Below are 24,640 nucleotides of genomic sequence, written 5' to 3' on the forward strand. Positions count from 1 at the left end.
GAGTTACCGGAGATCGCTTCGCGATGGGCATCAGGCCGGCCGTTCACTGCACCCGGGTAGCCTGCGCGCGCCCGGGTCATGCGCCTGTCAGCGGCGCGGCGCCTGCACTTCCGTCGCACGCCAGGCCGCGGCGGCATGGTCCAGCACGCCGTTGACGTAGGTGTGGCCATGTTCGGCGCCGAAACGCTTGACCGACTCGATCGCCTCGTTGATGACCACGCGATACGGCACGTCCGGACGCAGGCGCAGCTCATAGGCGGCGATGCGCAGGGCGGCGCGCTCGACCGCATCGACCTGTTCGATGTCGCGGTCGAGGAACGGCTGCAATGCCTGGTCCAGGTCGTTGCAATTCGCATCGACGCCGCGCACCAGGTCCTCGAAATACTCGAGGTCGGCGACTTCATGCGCCTGCTCGTGCGCGAACTGCGCGATCACGTCGCGCGCGCTGGAGCCCGACATCTGCCACGCATAGACGGCCTGCAACGCGCGGCGACGCGCGCGCGAACGGGCAACGGGATCGATTCCATCCTGACGACGGCGGTTCATGGCAATTGCCCCAGCAGATGACTCATTTCCAATGCGGCCAGCGCCGCCTCCTCGCCCTTGTTGCCGTGGCTGCCACCGGCACGCGCTTCGGCGTCCTCGTGGCGTTCGACGGCCAGCACGCCATTGGCGACCGGGATGCCGTAATCCAGCGCCACGCGCATCAGGCCGTCGGAACACCCGTCGGCGACCTGTTCGTAGTGTCGGGTGTCGCCGCGCACGACGCAGCCCAGCGCCACCACCGCCGCGTGCCGGCCGGCCGCGGCCAGCCGCGCCGCCGTCAGCGGGATCTCCCACGCGCCGGGCACGCGGATCACGTCGACGGCGTCTTCGGTGACGCCATTGTCGGCGAACGTCCTGCGCGCCCCCGCGACCAGCGTATCGGTGATGCGCGGGTTCCAGCGGCTGGCGATGATCGCGAACCGCGCGCCTTCGGGGCTGCGCAGGTCGCCTTCGTAGTGGGTCATGGGGCGTTCTTCGGGACGGTCGGGCATTTTAACCCGGGGAGGGGGCCTTCCCCGCGATGGGGGAAAGCAGCGGTCAATGCCTGGGTAGTCAATGCGTGGGTTGTCAATGCGTGGAGTCGACGTACTCGACCACTTCCAGGCCGAAGCCGGCCAGTCCGATCTGCTTGCGTGGCGTGCCGAGCACGCGCAACCGGCCCAGGCCCATATCGGCCAGGATCTGGCCGCCGGCGCCGTTGCGTCGCCATTCGGCGAGAGCATGGCCCTGCGCGGCAGTGGCTTCCTCGGCATGCTGCGGCCCGCGAATGCGCGACAGCAGCGCCTGGGCATCGGCGGTGTCGGCCAGCAGCACCAGAGCGCCACGCCCTTCGGCGACGATCCGGGCCAGCACGTCTCCCACCGCCGGGCCGAAGTCCGCACGCCGCCAGTGCAGCGCATCGGCCAGCGGGTTTTGCACATGCACGCGCACCAGCGTGGGCGTGGCCGGGTCGGCCTGCCCGCGCAACAAGGCGAAGTGCAGCGCGTGGCTCAACCGGTCGCGGTAGGTGAACAGCTGGAACGGTCCGTGCTCGGTCTCGATCTCCCGCGCATCGACGCGCTCGACCGTGTGCTCGGTAGCCAGGCGGTAGCGGATCAGCTCCTCGATCGAACCGATCTTGAGGCCGTGCTCGGCGGCGAAGGCCTCCAGCTCAGGGCGTCGCGCCATGCTGCCGTCGGGATTGAGGATCTCGACCAGCACGCCGGACGGCTCCATTCCCGCCAGCAGGGCCAGGTCGGCCGCCGCTTCGGTGTGGCCGGCGCGATTGAGCACGCCGCCGGGCTGCGCCATCAGCGGGAAAATGTGGCCTGGCTGCGACAGGTCGCTGGGCGCGGCATCCGGGCGCACGGCGGTGCGGATGGTATGGGCGCGGTCGTAGGCCGAGATGCCGGTGGTGACGCCCTCGGCCGCCTCGATGCTGACGGTGAAGTTGGTGTGATGCGGCGAGGTGTTGTCGCGCACCATCGGCGGCAGGCCGAGCTGGCGGCAGCGCTCGCGCGTCAGCGACAGGCACACCAGGCCGCGCGCGTGCGTGACCATGAAGTTGATGTCCTGCGGCCGCACCAGTTCGGCGGCCATGATCAGGTCGCCTTCGTTCTCGCGGTCCTCGTCGTCGACGATGACGACCATGCGGCCGGCGCGGATTTCTTCCAGCAGTTCGGGGATGGGGCTGAAGGCCATTGTCTTTCCAATCAAAGCTGTTGCTGTTGCCGTCATCCCGGCGAACGTGGGATGACGGATCATTGTTCAGTTTCCGTCGCTGCGCCCGGCCAGCAGCCGTTCGACGTAGCGGGCGACGAGGTCGATTTCCAGATTGACCGGGTCGCCGATCCGGGTCGTGGCAAACGCCGTGTTGGCCACCGTGTGCGGAATCAGCGCGACCTCGAAGCCGGTGTCGTCCACCTCGTTGACCGTCAGGCTGACGCCGTCGACGCAGATCGAACCCTTCTTGGCGATGTAGCGCAGCAGTGCCTGCGGCGCCGCGAAGCGCCAACGCTGCGCGCGCGCATCGGGCTGGATGTCGAGCACGCTGCCAACGCCGTCGACATGGCCGCTGACCAGGTGACCGCCGAGGCGATCGGTCGGGCGCATCGCGCGCTCCAGGTTGAGGCGCGCGTCGACGGACAAACCACCCAGGGTGGTCAACGACAGCGTCTCGTTGGAGGCATCGGCGGCGAAGGACATGGCATCGAACTCGACCACGGTCAGGCATACGCCGTTGACGGCGATGCTCTCGCCGAGTTGGACCGCATCGAACGGCAGCGAGCCGACGTCCACGATCAGGCGCGCATCGCCGCCGCGGTTTTCGATGGCGGACAGGCGGCCGACGCCCTCGATGATGCCAGTGAACATCAGCGCGCCTCCTGCATGGAGGCCGCCGCAATGGATGGAGTGGCAATGGACATGAAACGTTTCCCGCGTTGATGAGCGAAAAACGCCTCAAGGCATGAGGCAGGCATGGCGCGGCCCGGCAATGGGCCCTGCGGATTGCTCCGCAGCCATGCGCCGCCGTCTTCTTTCATCCGGACTGTGACCGTCGGCTCCGGCATCGGACCGGATCTGCTGACCCTCCGGTTTCCGCGCAATGCGGTCGCCGGAGGCGCTCGCGGGCTCGTGCGGGCCTCGCCTTGATGGCTTGCCTGCACCTACCGCCGGTGGGGAATTTCGCCCCGCCCTGAAGACGTCGTGTGGTTAATGCCGGCGAACCGGCCGCGGCATTCTAGCACCGGGGGTCGCCGCCCCCGGCCGGACACAGTGTTCCGGGGACGGGCCTGGCCTCGCCGCCTACGTCTTGCGGCGCAGGTGCAGGAACAGGGGCCATTGGATTACACGCACTTCTTCGGGATCGCCCCATGCCGCCGCCAGTGCCGGGGCATGGCGCGCAACCGGATCCTCCCCGGTCTCGACCCGGCAACGCCCGACCGCCGACATGCTGGCCAGGTAGCGCAGGAAGTGCGCCAGGCGCCACTCGGCTTCGAGCCAGAGTTCAGGCGCCGGCAGTGGCGGGAATGGCCACGGGAAGTCGGAATACCGGGCGTCCACGTACGCTCGCTCGGGCGGCCAGTACGGGTGGATCGTCGCGCGGAAAGCCTCCACCGGCTCGATCATGCCCTCGGGCGCGACGAAGTCGCCGTATCCCCAGGCCGCCAGGACGCCGCCCGGCGTGAGCACGCGCGCGCATTCCTTGAAGAACCGCTCGCGATCGAACCAGTGCAGGGCCTGAGCGACCGCCACCAGCTGCACGCTGGCATCGGGCAACGCGGTCCGCTCGCCCGGCTCCACCGCCAGCGTGACGTTGCCCGGCGCCTGCTGCGCCCAATGCCGCGCCAGTTGCTTCGCACTCGCCTCGGTCGCATGCACGTGGGCGAAGCGCTGCGCCAGTCCACGCGTGGCCTGGCCGCTGCCGCAGCCCGGTTCCCACACCCGTGCCGTCGCCGGGACCACCGCCGCGATCGCATCGAACAGCGCATCGGGATATTCCGGCCGCGCTTCGGCGTAGGCATCGGCCAAACCGGAAAAGTGGTCCTTGAAGTCCGTATCGCTCATGCGCCTGCTCCCGGTTCCGGCGACGACCGGTTCGGACCGGGCGACGGCACTCGCATCCTACTTGGCGATGCCGCTGTCAGGCGTGGCGTCGACCGGAGACTCGAATGCGATGAAGAGGACGCAGGATGCGCCCTTGTTGCAGGTGGCCTTGTGGGGCAGCTTCGCCGGACCGTAGGCATACATGCCGGGAGTGAGTGTCGCGGCGGACTGGCCGTCGTAAATGACCTGCAGCTCCCCGGACAGCAACACCATCCGCTCGGCCGATGTGTGCCAGTGGCGAGGAATGACGGCGCCCGCCGGCACCTTGAACAGCACGTCCGCGTTCTTCTTCGCCGGGTCGCCGTGAAGGACCGCGGTTTCACAGCCCTCAGGCATGAAGGACGGACAGGGGCCCCATTTGAGTTGGGCGTCGTTGAACGCCAGCGCCAGGGCCGGCTCCGTGGCCAGCGCCGCGGTCAGGGCGAATTGGCCGGTCAGCGCGAGCAGGATGGCGAAGCCCAGTGGGAGTGCCGTGCGCATCGGATGCCTCCAGCGGCGAGGGTTGCACCCTGCACAACGCGGGCGGCTTCGTCAGCCGGCCGACTCCGGGCGCAGCAGCAGCCGCACGTCCTGGCCGATGTAGCGCGACTCGACGATCGTCATCTTCAATTTCTGCGCCATCGTGTCGATGGCCAGGCCGTCGAACATCGGGCGCGCCCGCTCGCCGAGCAGCACCGGGGCCACGTACAGCAGCACCTCGTCGACCAGCCCCGCCGACACGAACGCGCCGGCCAGCGTCGCGCCGGCTTCGAGCTGGATCTCGTTGACGTCGCGCTCGGCCAGCAACCGCAATACGGCCTGCAGGTCGAAGCGGCCCTCACGCACCGGCACCGAAGCCAACTGCGCATTGATGCCCCGCGGCGGCTTGGCGTCGGGCGCATGGATGTAGAGCGTCGGCGCGTCGCCTTCGCGCACGCGGCCGCGCGCGACCGTCGCCAGGCCGGGATCGAGCACCACGCGCAGCGGCGGGACGAACGGTGTGTCGTCCTCCAGCCGCACCGTCAGCGAGGGATCGTCGGCAAGCACGGTGCCGGCGCCGGTCACGATAGCGCCGGCACGCGCACGCCAGTGCTGCACGTCCAGTCGCGAGGCCTCGCCACTGATCCATTTGGATTCGCCATTCGCCAAGGCGCTGCGGCCATCCAGGCTGGTGGCCAGCTTCACCCGCAGCCACGGCCGACCGCGCTCCACGCGCGAGATGAAACCGCGGTTGAGTGCGCGCGCCTGCGCTTCCATCAATCCCGATTCCACGGCGATGCCGGCGGCGCGGAGTTTGTCGAAACCCGCGCCGTCGACCTGCGGGAACGGATCTCTCATCGCCGCCACCACGCGCGCCACGCCAGCGGCGATCAGCGCATCGGCGCACGGAGCGGTGCGGCCGGTGTGGGCACAGGGTTCAAGCGAGACATAGGCCGTCGCGCCCCGTGCGCGATCTCCGGCCGCCTGCAGCGCGAACACTTCCGCGTGCGGCTCGCCGGCGCGCTGGTGCCAGCCTTCGCCGACAATCTGTTCGCCCTGCGCCATCACGCAACCGACCATCGGGTTGGGCCGGGTCGTGTAGAGACCGCGCTCGGCAAGACGCAGCGCGCGCGCCATCATCGCGTGGTCGGTGGCGGTGAACGGCATCAGCGTTTCCTGTGGCGGCCCGCGGGTTCGGGTTCCTCATCGAGCAGCGGCAACTGGCCTTCGCCGGCGTTGTCGCTCTCCAGGCGGTCGAGCTCCTCGCGGAAGTCGGCCACGTCCTCGAACGAGCGGTACACCGAGGCGAAGCGGACATAGGCGACGTGGTCGAGCTTGCGCAACTCGGCCATGACGAACTCGCCGATGCGGCGCGACGGCAGCTCGCGTTCGGCGGTCATGCGCAACTGGTGCACCACCGCACGCACTGCCGCTTCGATCTGCTCTTCCGACACCGGGCGCTTCTGCAGCGCGCGGTCGAAGCCCACGCGCAGCTTGCGCGCGTCGAAGGCCTCGCGACGTCCGTCGCTCTTGATGATCAGCGGCAGCTTGAGCTCGATGGTTTCCAGCGTGGAGAAGCGCTCGCCGCAGGCTTCGCAGACGCGACGGCGACGGATCGTCGCGCCGTCATCGGAGACGCGCGAGTCGATCACGCGGGTGTCGTTGTGCTGGCAGAAGGGGCAGTGCATGCAGGGCGGGCGTCAGGGGCGGGCCGAGGCCCGCCCTACGGCTCAACCATAGACCGGGAACTGCCGGCACTGCTTGGTCACGTTCTCGCGCACGCCGGCGATGACCTTCTCGTCGTTCGGGTGGTCGAGCACGTCGCAGATCCAGTTGGCCAGCGCGACGCAGTCGGCTTCCTTGTAGCCGCGCGTGGTCACCGCCGGGGTGCCGATGCGCAGGCCCGAGGTCACGAACGGCTTCTGCGGGTCGTTCGGCACGGCGTTCTTGTTGACGGTGATGTGGGCCTTGCCGAGCGCGGCTTCCGCGTCCTTGCCGGTGACGCCCTTGCCGATCATGTCGACCAGCATCAGGTGGTTCTGGGTACCGCCGGAAACGATCTTGTAGCCGCGGGCAATGATCGTCTGCGCCATCGCCTGCGCGTTCTTGACGACCTGCTGCTGGTAGGCGGTGAATTCCGGCTCCAACGCCTCCTTGAAGGCGACGGCCTTGGCCGCGATCACGTGCATCAGCGGACCGCCCTGGATTCCCGGGAAGACGATGCTCTGCAGCTTCTTGACCAGGTCCTCGGACGCGCCCTTGGCGACGATGATGCCGCCGCGCGGGCCGCGCAGGGTCTTGTGCGTGGTCGAGGTGACCACGTGCGCGTGCGGCAGCGGGTCCGGATACACGCCGGCGGCGACCAGGCCGGCGACGTGTGCCATGTCGACGAACAGGTAGGCGCCGACCTTGTCGGCGATGGCGCGGAAGCGCGCCCAATCGATCTTCTGCGAGTACGCGCTGAAGCCGGCCACGACCATCTTCGGCTTGTGCTCGACCGCCAGGCGCTCGACTTCGTCGTAGTCGATCAGGCCCTGCTCGTTGACGCCGTACTGCACGGCGTTGAGCAGCTTGCCGGAGATGTTGACCTTGGCGCCGTGGGTCAGGTGGCCACCGTGGGCCAGCGACATGCCCAGGATGGTGTCGCCCGGATTCAGCAGCGCGAAGTACACCGCCTGGTTGGCCTGCGAGCCCGAATGCGGCTGCACATTCGCGTAGTCGGCGCCGAACAGCTTCTTGAGTCGGTCGATCGCCAACTGCTCGGCGATGTCGACGTACTCGCAGCCACCGTAGTAGCGCTTGCCCGGATAGCCTTCGGCGTACTTGTTGGTCAGCACGCTGCCCTGCGCTTCCATCACCCGCGGACTGGCGTAGTTCTCCGAGGCGATCAGCTCGACGTGGTCTTCCTGGCGGCGCGCCTCGTGGGCGATCGCCTGGGCGAGTTCATCGTCGTAACCGGCGATACGGGCAGAGCTGGGGAACATTCGCAAGACCTCGAACGGGTAAAAAAGCCTGGGAGGGAGTGTCGCAGTCAGCGTCGATGGTAGCCCAGGGCTCCATATGCGGCCAGCAACAGCCTGCGGACACAGGCCCCTTGGGCTTGCGCTCAGCCAGGCCGTCCGGATCTGAATGGCGGCCCGCCGCGGGCCGGTGGCATCTCCCCCGCTGATGGATTGCGCTGGAACGCGCCCTCCGCGTGCGGGATAATCCCGGCTTCCCCGCCCTGCCCCAGGCCATCCGGCCCGGCTCGGCGCGTCCCGGTTCCGGAGTCCCCATGCAATACATCTACACCATGAACGGCGTCAGCAAGGTCGTGCCGCCGAAGCGCCAGATCATCAAGGACATCTCGCTGTCGTTCTTCCCGGGCGCCAAGATCGGCCTGCTCGGTCTCAACGGCGCGGGCAAGTCGACGGTGCTGAGGATCATGGCCGGCGTCGATACCGATTTCGCCGGCGAGGCGCGTCCGCAGCCGGGCATCAAGGTCGGTTACCTGGCGCAGGAACCGCAACTCGACCCGGCGCACACCGTGCGCCAGGCCGTGGAAGTGGGCCTGGGAGAAATCATCAACGCGCAGGCCGCGCTCGATGCCGTCTACGCCGCTTACGCGGAAGAAGACGCCGACTTCGACAAGCTCGCCGCCGAGCAGCAGCGCCTGGAAGCGATCCTCGCCGCCGGTGACGCGCACACGCTGGAAAACCAGCTGGAAGTCGCTGCCGATGCGCTGCGCCTGCCGCCGTGGGAAGCCGTGATCGGCAACCTGTCGGGCGGCGAGAAGCGCCGCGTCGCGTTGTGCCAGCTTCTGCTGCAAAAGCCCGACATGCTGCTGCTCGACGAACCGACCAACCACCTCGACGCCGAATCGGTCGAATGGCTGGAACAGTTCCTCGCCCGCTACACCGGTACCGTGGTGGCCGTCACCCACGATCGCTACTTCCTCGACAACGCCGCCGAGTGGATCCTCGAACTCGACCGCGGCCGTGGCATTCCGTGGAAGGGCAACTACACCGACTGGCTGATGCAGAAGGAAGAGCGCCTCAAGCAGGAAGAGAACCAGGAAAAGGCGCGCCAGAAGGCGATCCACAAGGAACTGGAGTGGGCGCGCCAGAACGCCAAGGGCGGTCGCTCCAAGGGCAAGGCCCGTCTTGCGCGCATCGAGGAACTGCAGTCGGTCGACTACCAGCGCCGCAACGAGACCAATGAAATCTTCATCCCGCCGGGCGAGCGCCTGGGCAACAAGGTCATCGAGTTCAAGAACGTCAGCAAGAAGTTCGGCGACCGCCTGCTGATCGACGACCTCAGCTTCAGCGTGCCGCCGGGCGCGATCGTCGGCATCATCGGCCCCAACGGCGCCGGCAAGTCGACGCTGTTCAAGATGATCATCGGCAAGGAAGCACCGGACAGCGGCACGATCGAGACCGGGCAGACCGTGAAGCTGGCCTACGTCGACCAGAGCCGCGACGCGCTGACCGGCAACCACAACGTGTTCCAGGAAGTGTCCGGCGGCCTCGACATCCTCAACATCAACGGGATCGAGATCCAGTCGCGCGCCTACATCGGCCGCTTCAACTTCAAGGGCCAGGACCAGCAGAAGATGGTCGGCGCGTTGTCGGGCGGCGAACGCGGTCGCCTGCACATGGCCAAGACGCTGCTGCAGGGTGGCAACGTGCTGCTGCTCGACGAACCGTCCAACGACCTGGACATCGAAACCCTGCGTGCGCTGGAAGATGCGCTGCTGGAATTCCCGGGCAACACGTTCGTGATTTCGCACGATCGCTGGTTCCTGGACCGCATCGCCACGCACATCCTCGCCTTCGAGGGCGACTCGCACGTGGAGTTCTTCCAGGGCAACTATCGCGAGTACGAGGAAGACAAGAAGCGTCGCATGGGCGAGGAAGGCGCGAAGCCGCACCGCCTGCGGTTCAAGGCGCTGAAGTGACGCGAACCCGTTTCGGGTTCCTGATCGCAGCCTGCCTCACCACGGCAGGCTGCGATGGCGGTTTACGGTTTTCAGGACAAGTGCTGGACCCTGCCGGCACTCCAATGGGCAAGGTTCCTGTCTATTTCTTCAAAGGCGATCGCGCCGACGAGTACGACCCGCTGCTTTGGACCGACAAGCAGGGGCGCTTCGAGCTTCACCGGCTGGATTGCCCCTGCGATTTTCCGATCGAACTGGTGGCGATCCATCCCGATTTCGGCATAGGTCGATACACCACTACGCACGATGCGCTGGAACGCGAGGACGCCAAACCGATCGTCATACAGCTGACAGATCGGCCGAAGCCACCAGAGCCCACTCCCGCGACGGAACCGCCGAACTGTTCCAGTCCGGATACCAAGGACAAACCGTGACCGACTTCATTGCCGCACTGAAACAGCGCTGGACCCAGGCCGACTCCCTGGTCTGCGTGGGCCTCGACCCCGAGCCCTCGAAGTTTCCGGCGAAGTTCCGCGATGATTCCGACGCCGTGTTCGCCTTCTGCCGCGACATCGTCGACGCCACCGCGCCGTACGTGTGCGCGTTCAAGCCGCAGATCGCCCACTTCGCCGCGCTCGGCGCGGAGGACGCGCTGCAACGACTGATCGCTTACATCCACGCCTCGCATCCGGGCATCCCGGTGATCCTGGACAGCAAGCGAGGCGACATCGGCAGCACGGCCCAGCACTACGCGACGGAAGCCTTTGAGCGTTTTGCCGCCGATGCGGTGACCGCCAACCCCTACCTCGGCCGCGACTCGGTGCAGCCGTTCCTCGACCGCGCCGACCGGGGCGTGGTGATCCTGTGCCGCACCTCCAACCCCGGCGCCGGCGACCTGCAGGACCTCGTCGTAGACGGCCGTCCGCTCTACCAGCACGTCGCCGAGAAGGTCGCCCGCGACTGGAACGGCCATGGCAACTGCGCGCTGGTCGTCGGCGCGACCTGGCCCGCGCAGTTGAAAGAGGTGCGCGCGATCGTCGGCGAGGTGCCGTTCCTGGTGCCGGGCGTCGGCGCGCAGGGCGGCGACGTCGAAGCCGTGGTGTCGAATGCGAAAACCGCGGACGGCACCGGCCTGATCGTCAGCAGCTCACGCGCGGTGCTGTACGCCTCGACCGGCGACGACTATGCGCAGGCCGCCGCCGCTGAAGCGCGCCGCCTGCGCGACGAGATCAACCGCTACCGCTGACAGGGCTTCGCCATGGCGTGAGGCCGCCCGGCGGATGGAATCGTTCAGCGCCTGCTCCAGGCCCGCGCGAGTGCCAGCGGAAAGCGCAGCCAGATCGCCGCAAACACGGCCGCCCGCGTGCTTAAACCCCGCCGCGGCGCCTCGAACTTGCGGAAATAACGCCAAAGCCCGCGGTGCTTGTGCCACTCCACGAACCACGGGCGCGAGCGGCTCGACACGCCGCGCACGTGCAGAACGCGCACGGAATTGGCCACGGCGACCAGCGCGCCCGCCTCGCGCGCGCGCCGGCACAGGTCCAGGTCTTCGGCATGCAGGCGATAGCCCTCGTCGAAGCCGCCAATGCGTTCGAACAGCGCGCGCGGCATCAGCATCAGCGCACCGGACACCGCTTCGACGGGCTGCAACTCATTGTCATCGTCCGCGATGACATCCAACTTCGCCGTCGGCGAGGTGCCCTTCAGCACGTCCGCCAGCATGGCGGCAAAATCCGGATCATTACGGCGTGCCGCGCCGTCGCGCGCGCCCTGTTCGTCGACCAGGTCGGCGCCGAGCAGGCAATCGCCCCGCGTCGCAGCCAGGACCCGTAGCCGCGCGAGTGTGTCGGCATCGACCAGGCAATCGGGATTGACGAAGGCGAGCCAGTGCGCGCCGGCGCCCACGTCCCTGGCGCCCTGGTTGCAGGCGACGGCAAAGCCCGGGTTGTCGGGATTGGCGATGAACCGCACGCGCGCATCGCCGGTGGCGTGGCGCTGCACGATCTCCAGCGTGCCGTCCTCGGAACCATTGTCGATCACGCGGATCGCGACGACGCCGGCAGCTGCGCGCAACCGCTGCAGGCAGTCGTCGATGGTTTCCGCGCTGCGGTAGGTCACCACGATCGCCGCGATCGACTGCGCGGCACTGGATCCCGCATCGGAAGCGTTCGCCTCACTCATTCCTTCACCCTGAAATCTTCCCGCGGTGGAGAAGGCCGGTTCGCCGGCCCTCACCTGTCCTCGTGTCCCATGTGCGGTGAAGGATATTGGAAGAGATCGCGTTGCGCTTGCGGCGGTCCAAGACTTTCGAGCAGAGTGCTCAACTGCACCCGCGATGCACGCAGCGGATCCTGCATCAGGAAGCCGGCCAGTCGCGCATGCCAGTCAGGCCAGCGCACCGCCAGCGCGTCCATGTCGCCTTCGGCGGGCAGCCCTTCGTCGCGACGAGCCACGAAGGCCGTATCGCACAACACGTTGCGCCAGCCCAGGCCGGCCAGCCGCAACGACAGGTCGATCAGCGCGGCATACCAGGAACCGTAGCTGCTGGCATCGAGTCCGCCCGCGCGCCGACGCGCGCTGCCACGCAGGACCACGGCATGGCCGATCGCGGACGGCAACTCGGGATGGACCGCCGGCATCGCCGCCACCGCCCGCGCCAGGTGTTCCGGGTCTTCCGGCATCGGAGCGATCTCGCCGATGCGCGGCCAGGCCGCCGCCTCGCCGGAGTTGCACCATGGCGTGGCGGTGGCGATCGCGCCGTCGGCGGCGAGACTGGCGCTCATGCGCGTCAGCCAGCCGGGCAAAGGCACCGCATCGGCAGCCAGTACCGCCACGTCCGACTCGCCGCAGGCGGACAGCACCTGGTCCAGGTGCGCGACCTCGCCGAGGCTGCGCTGGCGGCGGGTGTAGTCGGCGCGCAACCGCGTGCGCTTCATCCAGCGCTCGATGATGGCGTAGCCGCGCGGCCCGACCTGGGCATCATCGGCCAGCCACACGCGCGTTTCCGGCGGAGTGCCGGCATCCAGTGCGGCCAGGCAGGCGTCGAGTCCATCGTCGTCGGGGCCGACCGGCACCACGACGATGGGCAACTCCGGGACTGCCGTCACTGCTGGCCCGGTGTCCTGGGCTTGGACTGCAACGGCTCCATCGCGCGGAAACGCCGGCTGTATTCGTCGGTGAGATCGCGCGCTTCCTGCGGGTTACGCACGATGGTCGGCGTGATCAGGATGATCACCTCGTTGCGCGATTGTCGCGAACGCTGCGTGCCGAACAGGCCGCCGATCACCGGAATGCGGCTGAGGCCGGGGAAGCCCGACGAACCGCGCTCGGCGCCGTCGCTGATCAGGCCCGCCAGCAGCACGGTATCGCCGCTCTGCACCGCGGCCTCGGTCTTGAGCTTGCGGGTGTCGATGCGCACGTTGCCGTTGGGATCGGCGCTGGCGGGAGGTCCTGGCGTGCTGACTTCCTGGACGATGTCGAGGAAGACCATGCCGTCCTTGGCCACGCGCGGCCGCACCTTGAGGATGGTGCCGGTGTCGAGGTACTGCACCTGGCTGTAGGTGGTTTCGGCGGCCGTGCTGGGATTGACGGTGACCGAGGAGATCGGAATGCGGCTACCCACGTTGAGCGTGGCTTCGGCGTTGTTGCGCACCACTACCGACGGCGTCTGCAGCAGTTGCAGGTCGGTGACCGCATCCAGCGCGCTGATCACCGCCGCGGCATTGCGGCCGAGGAACGTCCATGACAGACCGGCCGGATTGCCCGTGGCCGGCAGGATGCTGCCGGCCAGCGTGCTCCAGGTGTCGCGGCCGACCGCGCTGGGCAGGCCGGCATCGGTGACGGCGCGCTCGAAGTACCAGTTGACGCCGTAGCGCAGGTCGCCCTGCAGTTGCACTTCCACGACCTGCGCTTCGATGTGCACCTGCATCGGCATCACGTCGAGCCGTTCGATCACGTCCCTGATCGACTTCCACGCCGCCGGGCTGCTGCGCACGATGATCGAATTGGTTTCCTCCACGGCCGAGACGCCGACGCGATCGCCGTCGACATCGAAGGTGACGCTGGCGTCGCCGCCCTGGTCTGCGGGCAGCGACAAGGTACCCTCGCCCATGCCGCCGGAGGTTCCGTTGCCGCCGTAGTCGGTGCCCTGGTTGCCGATCGTGGCGGTGCTGCCGCCACCGGTGTTGTCCTGCAGTTCGACCGATTCCAGGCCCGGCATCAACGATGGTGCGCCGGCGGTCCCGCCGCTGCTGCGCCGACCGCTGCCGAACACGTCGGACAACCGCTCGGCCAGTTCACGCGCCTTGATGTACTTGAGTTCGTACGAAAACAGCTGCATGGCGCCGCCGGCGCTGTCGATGCGGTCCAGCCACTGCTGGATGCTGTCGAGGTAACTGGCCTGCGGCGTGATGACCAGCACCGCGTTGGCGCCTTCGAGCGGCATGAAACGGAACATGCCGGCGACCGGCGACTTGCTCTGCTCGCCGAACACTTTCTCCAGGTCGGTCACGACGGTGCTGGCCTTGCCCGACTGCAGCGGGAACACGCCGACCGACATGCCCGAGAGCCAGTCGACGTCGAAGATCTCGATCGTGCGCAGGTAGTTTTCCAGCTCGGCCTTGCTACCGCCGACGGTGATGACGTTGCGGGCATTGTCGGTGCCGACGATCGCGTTGGGACGCGCGTAGGGCTTGAGGATCTTCTCCATCTCGGTGGCCGAGACGTAACGCAGCGGCACCGTGCGCACCTCGAAGCCGCGCGCGTTCGACGCGGGGCCGGTACGCGGGGCGACGGTGCCCACCAGCGCCTGGTCGGCGGCCACGATGTTGTAGCGCCCGCCGCTGTACACCAGCCGGGCGTTGTTCCAGCCCAGCACCATCTCCAGCAAGCTCAGCGCATCGGCCGGGCTAACCGGCTTGGGCGTGGCCAGGGTCACCGTGCCCTGCACGCCCGGCGCGATGACGTAGTTCTGCCCGAGCATGTCGCCGAGGATCGCCTTGACCACGGCGTGCAGCGATTCGCCCTCGAAATTGAACGTGGCCTCGCCGGTGCTGCCGCCCAGGTTCGGCGGTGGCGACGAGGCCGCGCCGCGGTTGATGACCTGGCCGGTGCCGCGACGGATCTGCGGGCGGGCGTCGCCCTTGTCGGCCGGCAGCGTCTGCGTCTGCACGCCTCCGGGGCCGGTGGTGGTGGTCGCTGAACCGCCTGCCGTCGTGGAGGGCGCCTTCAGCGCTCCCGGATCGGCATCGCGCCGCACCTTGGGCGTCGGCACTCCGGCGCAGCCGGCGAGTATCACGCCGACCGTGACCGCCAGCAGCGTAGGAGTGAGGTGCGCGTGGACGCGGTGTCGAAGGTTCATACGGTCACTCTTATTGATTCTTGGCCGGCGGCTGAGGCTGCTGCTTTTGTTGCTGCTGCTGTTGCTGCTGCTGGCGCAACTGCGCGCGGCGCGCTTCGATGCGCTTGCGGATCGCTTCCATCTGCTGCTCGGTGGTTTGCGCTTGCGCACTGCTCCCGGGCTCTGCGACGACGGCCGGACCCTGCGGCCCCGGGCGCTCCGCCCCGTTCGTCGGCGCGGCTGCGGCGCGCGAGGCGGGAGATGCGGAGGGCGCGACGGGCTGCGGCTGCGGTTGCTGCGGCTGGCGCACGCTCTGACCCACCGGCGCGGCGCCGGGGTGCGCGATGGCCGTGGGCGGCTCGCCGCCGGTGCCATCGAACGTGCGCAGGTCCATCGAGCGCCTGCCTTCCGGGCCCTCGAACACCGCGTTGCGCGGGGTCAGCTCCGTCAACCGCCACGACGGTTGCGATTCGGGCGACTCACCAAGCTTTACGCGCAACGATTTGCTGCGGTCCGGTGACTGCAGGATGGCGAGCTTGAGCCCGGGCGTGATCAGCACGCTGCTCAGGACGAAATCGAAGGCCTGCGCCGACTCCGCACCGCCCTCGCCCTGCAGCGAGAAGGGCTTGGGCTTGCGATCGTCCGAGAACAGCGGACGCGCGCCGATCTGGTCGAACTGGGACAACGGACCGGCGGGGGTCGCGACGCTGGCGCGAGGTTGCGGCAACGGCGGCAACGGCGAAGTATCGACGTCCAGCGCACTGGCATGGCGGCCCATGCCGGCGATCGACAGCAGCCAGGCCAGCACGGCCCAGCCGGCCACCGCGGCCAGCAACCAGGTGCGGGGCGTGGCGGTATCAACGCGCACGGCGCACCTCCGAGGCGGGCGCAGCCGCCGACGCCGCCAGGTAGCCGTAAAGGTCGAAGCTGACGTCCAGGCCACCTTCGCGCTGCGCGGCGGTGGCACCCGTGCCGGGCGAGAAGAAGAAACGCTGCGCCAGCACGTTGAGGTTGCCGACGAACAACCGCGGCGTGCCGCTTTCGATCGAATGCAGCACCGCGGCCAGTTCCGGAGTACCGCAACGCAGTCTCACCTGCACCACGACCCGGGCGAAGCGGTCGCGGCGCGGCTCCGACATCGGCGAGCGGTTGGTGATCGCGCAACTGCGATTGCCGGGGCTGGCCTGGCTGACGATGGTTTCCAGGCGCTGCACCAGGGCGGCGGTGGCCAGTTCCGCACTCGCCTCGGGCAGGAATCCCGGATCGCGCGCCTGCCGCAGCCGCTGCGCCACCATCGGCGCCTGCTGCAGTTGCATGCGCTGGCGCACTTCGCGCTCCTGCATCGCCTGCACGCGCGTGTTGGCCTCGCGCAGCGGCACGGTCCACCACGGATGGACGAGCACGACGTACGCCACCGCCAGTACGCCCAGCAGCAGGGCCAGCGCCAGCCAGCGATCGCGATCAGCGGCTTGCGGCATCAGCGGGCTCCGTGCGTGCCGGCGCGGCGCCGACAAGTTCTGCGGTGAGGGTGAAGCGATCGCGGCCGCTGGCCGGATCGGGCTGCAGCGCACCGGTAAGCGCCGGCGAGCTCCACAGGCGCGAGCCCTGCAGGCGACCGATCAGCGCGGGCGCTTCCCGACTGAGGCCGATCAGGGTCAGGCGATCGTCCTCGATCGACAGCTTTTCGAGGTAGGTGGTATCCGGCAGGCGACGGGTCAGCTCATCGATCACCGCCACCGCCATGGGGCGCGCGGCGCGGGTGCGATCGAGGAATGCCTGGCCCTCGACCAGGTCGCTCAGGCGCTGGCGCTGTGTCGCGGCCAGCCTGGCCGCCTGGGCATTGCGCGCGATGCGTTGCTCCAGCTCATCGGCGGCCGCACGGCGGTTGTCGAGCAATTGCGCCATCGTCGCCGCCAGCGCCAGCAGCGCCACGGCGAGCAGGGCCAGGTTCCAGCGTTGCCACGGATCGCTCTGGCGGTGTCGCTGCGCAGGATCGAGCAGGTTCACGCCCAGCGGCGCGCCGTTGCCGGCGGCCACGTCGATGCCGGCCAGTCCGGGCGCCAGCGGGCCGAGCGCACCCAGCGCCGGATCGATCGCCATGCGCGGCACGGCCACCAGCTCGACATCGAGTTGCCCGTCGCTCTCGCGTTGCCCGAGCACGCGCGCGTCGTAGGCGACCGCGTCCATGGTGAAAGGTGTCTGCCGGTCGATCTCGAAACCGACCACGTCGCGCAGGCGATCGGCCGCCGCTGCCGGCAATACCAGGCGCCGGCGCAGTGCGGTCGCCGCCGGCAGGATCAGCCAGCGCGGCAAATCGGACAGCCGCGAACCCAGCAGGCGCGTGGCGGTGGCGTCGTCGAAGCTGCCGTCCGCGGGCACCACGGCCAGATCCTGCAGGTGGTCGCCCTGCTGCAGGCGCAGTTGCACTTCCTCGTTTCCGGTCTGCAGCAGCAGGCGGCCGCGGTCCAGGCCGAGCGCCAGGCGCAGGCGCGCGGGCAGCCACGCCGCCAGCGAGCGCCCCCACCAGGCCAGGAAACCGCCGGCGCCATAGCGCCAGCGCCCGACCTGCGGCAGGCGGTCAAGCAAACGCAATCCGCCGGGGCGGTCTGCCATTGAACTCATCTGGGTGGAGCTCCCTCTTCCCAGCGCAACGGGGTGTAGATCTTGCCCGGCGTGGAAGCCGAGCCAAGACGCACGACGGCGCGCAACAACGACTCGCGCCCGTCCGCGAGCTTCGCGCGACTGTCGATACTATAGGTTCCGCTGCGTTCTCCCACGAGCGACTCCCCTCCAGGTAGTCCCGGCGCCGGCAGGCCCGCCTCCGGGTTCCACCCTTGCCGCTGCGCGACCACATCCGACCCGTTCAACCCCAAAGCATCCAGCACTTCCGCCGAAGCGAACGCTGGATCGGGGCGCATGCGGCCGCTGTAGACCGTCACGAACGGTTCGACCTTGGCAAAAAGCTCCGGAGTGAACCCCAGCACCTGCTCCAGTTCGGCCACGCTTTCGAATTCCGCGTCCTTGGCCCCATAGGGACGCTCCGCTCCCTCGTAGTCCTGATCCTCAGCGCCACCGGCCGGTTGCGTCAACTGGTCGGGATCGCGCCAGTCGACGATGGCCGCCGCGAAACGGGCCGCCTGCTCCTGCCCGACCTGGCCTTCGCCGACGCGGACCAGCAGAGCCGTCAACAATGACGCGTCGGCCTGGTTGAGGTCGACCTTGCCATTCTCGTCTATCAATCGGACCTCGATCTCGGCACCCGCATAGGACCAGCGATTGGGGCTGCCATCGGGACGCCACTGCCGACGCGGATCCTGGTCCTCCACGCGGATCAATGCGTACTCCAGGCCCGCGCGCGCGGCGTTGGAAGCCACCAGGCCGCGCGACATCACCTGGCCTTGCAGGTTCTCAACGCGCGCGGCCAGGGCGAAGCCGCCCACCAGCGCCGTCATCAGCGCGATCAGCCACAGCACCAGCAACAACGCCGCGCCGCGTTGGCGTGAGTGGTTCCGCCCGTCCGGGTTCATTGCTGGGTCTCCTGAAACGGAGCGGCGATCGCGCCCACCGAAGCCGTCGACAACGGCAACGCCACCACCAGCGGTGGCCACTCACGCCCGTCGACATCGGTCATCGTCACTTCGATCAGCATCGGCAACTGGTCGGTGGCCTTCCAGTTGTCCTCCCAATCGCCCATGGCGCCGTCGTCTCCCATGGCGCGATAGCGGAACTGCGCCGATTTCAGTCCCTCGGCCAGCATCTCCGGCGGACGCGGATCGGGTTCCTCCACCGTCGCGCCGGCCAACACCATGGTCAGCGCCAGCGTCAGTCGGCCGTCGTCTTCGATGGCCAGCTCATGCAGGTAGGGGCCACCGCGACCGAGATAATCCGGAAGATCGGAGACGAAACGCATGCGCGTGGGCTCGCCGATGAAGCGTTGCGGCAGCCCGCTGCTGTTGTCGACCGCGAACGGGACCGGGCGTATCGCAGTGAGGCGCTTGCGCAGGAAGGTCTCGACCGAGCGCTCGCGCTCGTTGCGCTGCGCCATGGCCTCGCCGCGTGTCGCGGTGCGCGTGGCCGCCGACAGCGTGGCGAACGCCAGCGCCAGGCCGGCGGCCAGCAACACCGTGGCCAGCATCACTTCAATCAGGGTGAAGCCAAGGGGCCGCGAGTGGGAAGGCATGGACGTCATGGCAACGAGCCCCCCGTGTCGGCAGGTGCCGCGCGCAACGTGCGCAACTGCAGGCGCTGACGACCGTCCTCACCCCACTGCATCGTCATGACCAGTTCGAGCATGCGCGGCCCCTGCAGGTTGCGCGGCTGCGTGGAAGCAGGCGCCGTGGCATCGACCCAGGGCGAGATGGACAACGACCAGTGATAGCGGCCGCCGTCCACGTCGCCTTCGGTCCGGCCCGGCTGCAACTCCTCGCCGACACCGACCTGGTCGAGCAACGACTGCGCATACAGTGCGGCGCGTCCGGCATCGCCCGACCAGCGGACCTGTCGTGCCGCGCCGGACAACGTGCCCAGCAGCAGGCTCAGGCCCAGCGCCAGCAAGGCGAAGGCGATGATCACCTCGATCAGCGTGTAACCGCCCTGGCGTCGTCGTATGGAGGGAGTACGCGCGAGGATCATCGTGCGCCGACCTCGACGCGGTGCATCCGCACCTCACCGGTCAGCCAGGCGACGTCGATGTTCCAGGCTGTCTGCTTGGCCTGCAACTGCACGCGCCCGCCGGTGGATGCGCCATCGGCGAAGAACACGATCGCGCCCTCGCCTGCAGTCGGCTGCACCTCGCGCGCGCCGATGAAGCGCACGCCCAGCGATGGCGGGATCTCGCCGCGGCGATCGTTCGGCGCGGTCCAGGCGTGCGCGCGTGGATCGACTGTGAAGCGCTGGGGGCGTCCCGTCGTGATCGCCTGGGTCCGCGTGTAGCGAAGCTGCGCGGCGATCTGCTTGGCGTTGGAGCGAAGCTGCATGCCGGCGAAGCCGCCGCCCAGCGCCGCGGCCGCGAGCACGCCGAGCGCGGCGATCAATGCGATCACCAGCAGCATTTCCAGCAGCGATGTCCCCGCAACCCGAGACCGCATGACCGCCCTCCCGGTCATCCAACCGTTATTGGTACTTGATGTCGGCGTCGACGCTGGTGCCGCCAATCTTGCCGTCCTTGCCCAGGATCACCAGGTCAAACGCGCCGCTTTCGCCGGGCGTGCGGTACTCGATCGGATGGCCCCACGGATCCTTGAGCTCGGCTTCCTTGGCATACGGCCCGAGCCAGCCACTCGCGTCGGACGGCTGCGTGACCAGTTCCTGCAGGTTGGCCGGCAGGCGACCGGTGTCCATCTGGAAAGACTCGACCTTGCCCGCCAGCGTCTGCACCTGGGCCTTGGCGATGTTGTAGTCGCCGCGATCCTTGCCGCCGAGCACGCGACTGCCGACGAATGCCAGCACCGCGCCGATCAGCACGATCACGATGATGATCTCGATCAGGCTCATGCCGCGCTGGGCGGCGACGGAAGGGGAACGATTGATCGAACGGCGATTGCGCATGACGGGCTTCCTGTCGAAAAAACGATGTTTACCTGAATTCGGTGACCAATGGACTGACTGTGGCGGCTGGTGTTCAGTTCCATGACCGTGTGGGTGAATCGGTGCGGCGTGCTGTTTCGATCACAGCCGAGGTGATCCAACCAGGGCTTTATTGCCGCAACATTCCGCTGCCATCCATGGCGTCACGTTACCGGCTTCGGGTCGTCCTGCCCGGCCATCCATGGCCGGGCGTTCGGGCAGGCCGCGCGGCAGTGCCGCGCAAGCGCCCTGCCTCACCCTCACCCAATCGCATTGGTCAGGTCGTATAGCGGCGTCAGCACCGCCAGAACGACCATGCCGACCACGGCGGCCAACACGATCGTTACCACCGGCACCAACGCCGCCAGCATGCGATCCAGCGCCAGCGCCGTTTCCTGCTCGAAGGTCTCGGCGGTCTTGACCAGCATCGCGTCGAGCGCGCCGGACTCCTCGCCGACCTGGATCATCTGCAGCGCGAGCCGGGGGAAACGCTTGCCGCGGCTCAGCGCGCTCGACAGCGAGACACCGTTCTTGACCTCGTTCGCGGCGGCCTCGACATCGGCCGCCAGCACACGATTGCCCAGCACGTTGCGACCGATCCCGAGCGCCGACATCAGCGGCACGCCGTTTCGCACCAGCGTGCCGAGCGTACGCGCCAGGCGCGCGGTCTCCACTTTCGCGATCAACGGGCCGACAAAACGCCGTTGCAGCAACCACGCATCGAATCGGTCGCGGAACGCCGGGTCGCGGCGCTTGCGGTCGAACCACCATGCCGCCAGCGCGGGCACCACCAGCAGCAGGACCCACCAGTCGCGCACGAACAGCCCCACGCCCAGCACGATCTGGGTGAACAACGGCAGTTCGGCATCCAGGCTTTCGTACATCGCCGCGAACTGCGGCACCACGTAGCCGAGCAGGAACAGCAGGCTCAGCCCGACCATCACCAGCAGGATCGCCGGATAGATCAGCGCATTGACCACCTTGCCCTGCAAGGCGCGAGCGCGCTCCATGTAATCGGCCAGGCGCGCCAGCGTTTCCTGCAGGCTGCCGCCCGCCTCGCCGGCGCGCACCATGTTGATGTACAGACGCGAGAACGTGCCGTGCTGGCGCTCCATCGCCGCCGACAGCGAACTGCCGCCACGCACGGCGTCGCGCACGTCGGCGATGGTGCGGCGCGCCGTTTCGTCTTCCGGCAACTCCAGCAGGATGGTCAGCGCGCGGTCCAGCGGCTGCCCGGCTCCCAGAAGCGTCGCCAACTGCTGGGTGAACTGCACCAGCCGCGGCCCGGAGAATGCCTTGGCCTTGAACAATCCCTTCCAGAACGAGACCCCCGACACCTCGCTGGCCAGCTTGGCCTCGACTGGCAGATGCCCCTGATCCTGCAATCGCGCGACGACCTCGGCATTGCTGGCGGCCTCCATCTGGCCATCGAGCAGCTCGCCGCGGTTGTTGAGGGCTTTGTAGTGGTAGAGGGGCATCGGGTGACCGTGTTTGCGAACTATCGTTACTCGTCATTCCCCCGCCAGGCGGGAATCCAAGGACGTGGCTTTCGGCATCTGCACCGATGCGCGGTGAAGAGCCGGCTATGCGTCTTCCGTCACCCGCAGCACTTCCTCGATCGTCGTCTCGCCTGCCAGCGCCTTGGCGATACCGTCCTCGTACATCGTGCGCATGCCCGCGTCGCGCGCGAGCTGCTCGACCTCGCCCATGCCGGCGTGGCGCATCACCGCGCGGCGCAGCTCGTCGTTCATCACCAGGAATTCCATGATCGTGGTGCGGCCGAGGTAGCCGGTAGGCGCGATCGCCGAACCACGCGCGCGATAGAGGTAGATGTCGCCGTGCGGCTGATAGCGGCGCAACGCGAACTTCTCGATTTCCTCCGGGCTGGCGAGGTAACGCTCGGCATGCACCGGTTCGAGCCGGCGCACCAGGCGCTGGGCGAGGATGCCGTTGATGGTCGAGGTGAGCAGGTAGTCCTCCACGCCCATGTCCAGAAGGCGCGTGATGCCACCTGCGGCATTGTTGGTGTGCAGCGTCGACAGCACCAGGTGGCCGGTGAGCGCGGACTGGATCGCGATGCGCGCGGTCTCCAGGTCGCGCATCTCGCCGATCATGATGATGTCCGGGTCCTGGCGGACGATCGAACGCAGCGCATGGGCGAAATCCAGGCCGATCTGCGGCTTGGCCTGTATCTGGTTGATGCCTTCGATCTGGTACTCGACCGGATCCTCGACGGTGATGATCTTGACGTCGGGCGTGTTGAGCTTGCTCAGCGCGGTGTACAGCGTGGTCGTCTTGCCCGAACCGGTCGGGCCGGTCACCAGCAAGATGCCGTGCGGCTGTTCGAGGACCCTCTGGAATTGCGGCAGGAACTGGTCGGTGAAACCCAGCCGTTTGAAGTCGAACACCACCGTCTCGCGGTCGAGCAGGCGCATCACCACGCTTTCGCCGTGCGAGGTCGGCATGGTGCTCACGCGCAGGTCCAGCTCCTTGCCCTGGACGCGCAGCATGATGCGGCCGTCCTGCGGCAGGCGGCGCTCGGCGATGTTGAGCTTGGCCATGATCTTGATGCGGCTGATCACGGCGGCTGTGAGGTTGACCGGCGGGCTCTCGCCTTCGTTGAGCACGCCGTCGACGCGGTAGCGCACCTTCAGACGGTTCTCGAATGGCTCGATATGGATGTCCGACGCACGTAGTTCGACCGCGCGCTGGATGATCAGGTTGACCAGGCGGATCACCGGCGCCTCGGAAGCGAGGTCGCGCAGGTGTTCGACATCCTCCAGGTCGCCGCCGCCCTCGCCTTCCGCGGTTTCGATGATCGCGCCCATGGCGCTGCGGCCCTGGCCGTACCAGCGCTCGATCAGGTCGTCGATCTCCGAGCGCAGGGCCACCGCCGGACGCACCTCGCGCTGGGTTGCCAGGCGCAGGGCATCGAGCGTGTAGGCGTCCTGCGGGTCGGCCATCAGCACGTCGACCGCCCTGTCGCTCTCTCCGACGGGGCAGACCGCGAACTGCTTCATGAACTTCGGGGTCAGGGCCACGCCTTCGGGAGGCAGCTCAGGGGCGTCCTTGGCGCTCACCAGCGGCAGGTCCAGTACCGCCGCGGCGGCTTCGGCGTGGTCGCGCTCGGACACCAGGCCCAGCCGCGCCAGCAGCGTGAGCAGGTTGCCACCGGTTTCCTCCTGCAGGCGGCGCGCGCGGGCGAGGTCGGCATCCTTGAGCCGGCCCTTGGCGAGCAGTGCTGCGACGATGCGCTCGTCGGCGCTGCCCTCGACTCCGATGTCGTTGACGACTGCGTTCACATCGCCCTCCTGTTTGCGTCCGACTTTACCAGTTCGGTGATGAGGCTCCCCCGAATGCGCGCGACCCGCCCTCGCGGCATCCGTCCCGGCAGCAACGCGATTACGCCCATTCACCGGCCGTCCGGGGCCATTCGTCCGGTACCCACTTTCCCTTCACGGCCGAGTGCCCGGCGACATGGCTATGTTGATTGCACCTGGGGAGGGGAGCCCGTTCATGGCGGATAACGGCCTGCCGCGCCGCACGACCGAGCGTCGCGTGCATCGGGAGGAACGTCCCGAGCAACTGCTCTGGATCGCCCAGGCGCGCTGCCTGGCGGCGACCCTGGACCTGCTGTCGCAATCCATCGTGCTGCTGGTGCCGGACGCCACGCTCCGGGTCTGGCATGCCAATGCCGCCGCACGTGTGCAATTCACCGGAGAGGGACTGGTGAGGATGCGCGACAGCCGCCTGTTGTTCGCCGACCCGGCCCACGACCAGTATTTCGGCGCGGCGGTGCGTCGGGCGCGGTCGCTGGGGCCAGCACATCCACAGACGGTCGAACTCGTCGGCACCGACGGCCGGACGGCCGCGACTCTGCAGGTCCAGGTGCTGGATTTCGGCGTCAGCCCCGACCTGCCGGTATCGGAGGTGCTGCTGCTGGAAGTGCACGAGAAGGCGCCGGTCGAACGCGGCCTGCAGCGGCTGTGCAACGAGTACCTGCTGACCCGCAAGGAAGCCGAATGCGCGATCGGGCTCTACGCCATGGGCTCGCTCGACGAATTCGCGCGCTGCGCCGGCAAGTCGATCCATACCGTGCGCAGCCAGATCAAGGCGGCGATGCAGAAGACCTCGACGCACACACAGGCCGGCCTGGTCGCGCTGGTAGCCGCCCGTCTGGGCAGCTGATCCGCTCGTGGGGGTTCACCCACGTGGGTGATGACTCGCCCGAA

The 24,640-nt window shown here is 68.2% G+C and carries 26 protein-coding genes and 1 riboswitch; of the genes, 4 read left to right on the top strand and 22 right to left on the bottom strand.

The window, feature by feature from the left end:
• Window positions 1-87: 87 nt before the first annotated feature.
• From nusB to glyA, 9 genes are all read right to left on the bottom strand, one after another.
• Entirely contained in the window at window positions 88-546 is a 459-nt protein-coding gene (nusB, locus tag J2X06_RS11730; RefSeq protein ID WP_310062605.1) for a transcription antitermination factor NusB, read from the bottom strand.
• A complete protein-coding gene (gene ribH, locus J2X06_RS11735; protein WP_310062608.1) occupies window positions 543-1,010 on the bottom strand; it encodes a 6,7-dimethyl-8-ribityllumazine synthase in 468 nt (155 codons plus the stop codon). Before ribH ends, nusB begins: the two co-directional genes overlap by 4 nt.
• 103 nt (window positions 1,011-1,113) lie before the next feature.
• Window positions 1,114-2,226 (bottom strand): 3,4-dihydroxy-2-butanone-4-phosphate synthase, encoded by a 1,113-nt coding sequence (gene ribB / locus J2X06_RS11740; RefSeq protein WP_310062611.1) that lies wholly within the window; start codon window positions 2,224-2,226, stop codon window positions 1,114-1,116.
• A 66-nt stretch (window positions 2,227-2,292) separates the two neighbouring features.
• Window positions 2,293-2,898, bottom strand: coding sequence for a riboflavin synthase (locus J2X06_RS11745; RefSeq protein ID WP_310062614.1), 606 nt, complete (start codon window positions 2,896-2,898; stop codon window positions 2,293-2,295).
• Window positions 2,899-3,052: 154 nt separating this feature from the next.
• A riboswitch (FMN riboswitch) is annotated at window positions 3,053-3,232 on the bottom strand.
• Between the two features lie 98 nt (window positions 3,233-3,330).
• A complete protein-coding gene (locus tag J2X06_RS11750; RefSeq protein WP_310062615.1) occupies window positions 3,331-4,092 on the bottom strand; it encodes a class I SAM-dependent methyltransferase in 762 nt (253 codons plus the stop codon).
• 57 nt (window positions 4,093-4,149) lie between these two features.
• Complete coding sequence (locus J2X06_RS11755; RefSeq protein WP_310062618.1) at window positions 4,150-4,611, bottom strand: cupin domain-containing protein; 462 nt, start codon at window positions 4,609-4,611, stop codon at window positions 4,150-4,152.
• A gap of 51 nt (window positions 4,612-4,662) precedes the next feature.
• Complete coding sequence (ribD, locus tag J2X06_RS11760) at window positions 4,663-5,757, bottom strand: bifunctional diaminohydroxyphosphoribosylaminopyrimidine deaminase/5-amino-6-(5-phosphoribosylamino)uracil reductase RibD (protein WP_310062621.1); 1,095 nt, start codon at window positions 5,755-5,757, stop codon at window positions 4,663-4,665.
• On the bottom strand, window positions 5,757-6,278 hold the full coding sequence (gene nrdR / locus J2X06_RS11765) for a transcriptional regulator NrdR (RefSeq protein WP_310062623.1): 522 nt from the start codon (window positions 6,276-6,278) through the stop codon (window positions 5,757-5,759). The genes ribD and nrdR overlap by 1 nt, the downstream gene beginning before the upstream one ends.
• A 42-nt stretch (window positions 6,279-6,320) precedes the next feature.
• On the bottom strand, window positions 6,321-7,574 hold the full coding sequence (gene glyA / locus J2X06_RS11770; RefSeq protein ID WP_310062625.1) for a serine hydroxymethyltransferase: 1,254 nt from the start codon (window positions 7,572-7,574) through the stop codon (window positions 6,321-6,323).
• A gap of 290 nt (window positions 7,575-7,864) precedes the next feature.
• Here glyA and ettA point away from each other — a divergent pair, with 290 nt between their 5' ends.
• Genes ettA through pyrF form a run of 3 tightly spaced genes read left to right on the top strand, consistent with a single transcriptional unit; the run spans window position 7,865 to window position 10,751 of the window.
• Window positions 7,865-9,526, top strand: coding sequence for an energy-dependent translational throttle protein EttA (gene ettA / locus J2X06_RS11775; protein ID WP_310062627.1), 1,662 nt, complete (start codon window positions 7,865-7,867; stop codon window positions 9,524-9,526).
• Complete coding sequence (locus tag J2X06_RS11780; protein ID WP_310062628.1) at window positions 9,523-9,939, top strand: hypothetical protein; 417 nt, start codon at window positions 9,523-9,525, stop codon at window positions 9,937-9,939. The genes ettA and J2X06_RS11780 overlap by 4 nt, the downstream gene beginning before the upstream one ends.
• Entirely contained in the window at window positions 9,936-10,751 is an 816-nt protein-coding gene (pyrF, locus tag J2X06_RS11785) for an orotidine-5'-phosphate decarboxylase (RefSeq protein WP_310062630.1), read from the top strand. Before J2X06_RS11780 ends, pyrF begins: the two co-directional genes overlap by 4 nt.
• Window positions 10,752-10,795: 44 nt before the next feature.
• On the opposite strand, the gene J2X06_RS11790 is transcribed toward pyrF, so the two are convergent.
• The 13 genes from J2X06_RS11790 to gspE form a co-directional block, all read right to left on the bottom strand.
• On the bottom strand, window positions 10,796-11,686 hold the full coding sequence (locus J2X06_RS11790; protein ID WP_310062632.1) for a glycosyltransferase family 2 protein: 891 nt from the start codon (window positions 11,684-11,686) through the stop codon (window positions 10,796-10,798).
• 50 nt (window positions 11,687-11,736) lie between these two features.
• Complete coding sequence (locus tag J2X06_RS11795) at window positions 11,737-12,594, bottom strand: glycosyltransferase family 2 protein (protein ID WP_430539597.1); 858 nt, start codon at window positions 12,592-12,594, stop codon at window positions 11,737-11,739.
• A 14-nt stretch (window positions 12,595-12,608) separates the two neighbouring features.
• Entirely contained in the window at window positions 12,609-14,864 is a 2,256-nt protein-coding gene (gspD, locus tag J2X06_RS11800) for a type II secretion system secretin GspD (protein ID WP_310062636.1), read from the bottom strand.
• Between the two features lie 10 nt (window positions 14,865-14,874).
• Window positions 14,875-15,711: a hypothetical protein gene (locus J2X06_RS11805; RefSeq protein ID WP_310062638.1), complete on the bottom strand. Its 837-nt coding sequence runs from the start codon at window positions 15,709-15,711 to the stop codon at window positions 14,875-14,877.
• Window positions 15,701-16,321 (bottom strand): type II secretion system protein GspM, encoded by a 621-nt coding sequence (gene gspM, locus J2X06_RS11810; RefSeq protein WP_310062640.1) that lies wholly within the window; start codon window positions 16,319-16,321, stop codon window positions 15,701-15,703. Before gspM ends, J2X06_RS11805 begins: the two co-directional genes overlap by 11 nt.
• Window positions 16,305-17,456 carry a PilN domain-containing protein gene (locus tag J2X06_RS11815; RefSeq protein ID WP_310062641.1) on the bottom strand — a complete coding sequence of 384 codons (1,152 nt, stop codon included), beginning with the start codon at window positions 17,454-17,456 and terminating at the stop codon, window positions 16,305-16,307. The genes gspM and J2X06_RS11815 overlap by 17 nt, the downstream gene beginning before the upstream one ends.
• Window positions 17,457-17,461: 5 nt before the next feature.
• Window positions 17,462-18,370, bottom strand: a complete 909-nt coding sequence (locus J2X06_RS11820; protein WP_310062643.1) for a general secretion pathway protein GspK — start codon at window positions 18,368-18,370, stop codon at window positions 17,462-17,464.
• Entirely contained in the window at window positions 18,367-19,032 is a 666-nt protein-coding gene (locus J2X06_RS11825; RefSeq protein ID WP_430539575.1) for a prepilin-type N-terminal cleavage/methylation domain-containing protein, read from the bottom strand. Before J2X06_RS11825 ends, J2X06_RS11820 begins: the two co-directional genes overlap by 4 nt.
• Complete coding sequence (xpsI, locus tag J2X06_RS11830; protein ID WP_310062646.1) at window positions 19,029-19,475, bottom strand: type II secretion system protein XpsI; 447 nt, start codon at window positions 19,473-19,475, stop codon at window positions 19,029-19,031. Before xpsI ends, J2X06_RS11825 begins: the two co-directional genes overlap by 4 nt.
• Entirely contained in the window at window positions 19,472-19,930 is a 459-nt protein-coding gene (gene xpsH, locus J2X06_RS11835) for a type II secretion system protein XpsH (RefSeq protein WP_310062649.1), read from the bottom strand. The genes xpsI and xpsH overlap by 4 nt, the downstream gene beginning before the upstream one ends.
• Window positions 19,931-19,955: 25 nt before the next feature.
• The gene (gene gspG, locus J2X06_RS11840) at window positions 19,956-20,390 is read right to left on the bottom strand and encodes a type II secretion system major pseudopilin GspG (protein WP_310062652.1); all 435 of its coding nucleotides are present in this window, start codon (window positions 20,388-20,390) and stop codon (window positions 19,956-19,958) included.
• Between the two features lie 278 nt (window positions 20,391-20,668).
• Window positions 20,669-21,886 (bottom strand): type II secretion system protein XpsF, encoded by a 1,218-nt coding sequence (gene xpsF, locus J2X06_RS11845; RefSeq protein ID WP_310062654.1) that lies wholly within the window; start codon window positions 21,884-21,886, stop codon window positions 20,669-20,671.
• A gap of 105 nt (window positions 21,887-21,991) precedes the next feature.
• On the bottom strand, window positions 21,992-23,710 hold the full coding sequence (gene gspE / locus J2X06_RS11850; protein ID WP_310062656.1) for a type II secretion system ATPase GspE: 1,719 nt from the start codon (window positions 23,708-23,710) through the stop codon (window positions 21,992-21,994).
• Window positions 23,711-23,924: 214 nt separating this feature from the next.
• On the opposite strand from gspE, the gene J2X06_RS11855 reads away from it, so the two are divergent.
• Window positions 23,925-24,596 (top strand): helix-turn-helix transcriptional regulator, encoded by a 672-nt coding sequence (locus J2X06_RS11855; RefSeq protein WP_310062657.1) that lies wholly within the window; start codon window positions 23,925-23,927, stop codon window positions 24,594-24,596.
• Window positions 24,597-24,640: the final 44 nt, after the last annotated feature.

The organism is Lysobacter niastensis, from assembly GCF_031457115.1.
GTDB lineage: Bacteria > Pseudomonadota > Gammaproteobacteria > Xanthomonadales > Xanthomonadaceae > Lysobacter_J > Lysobacter_J niastensis_A.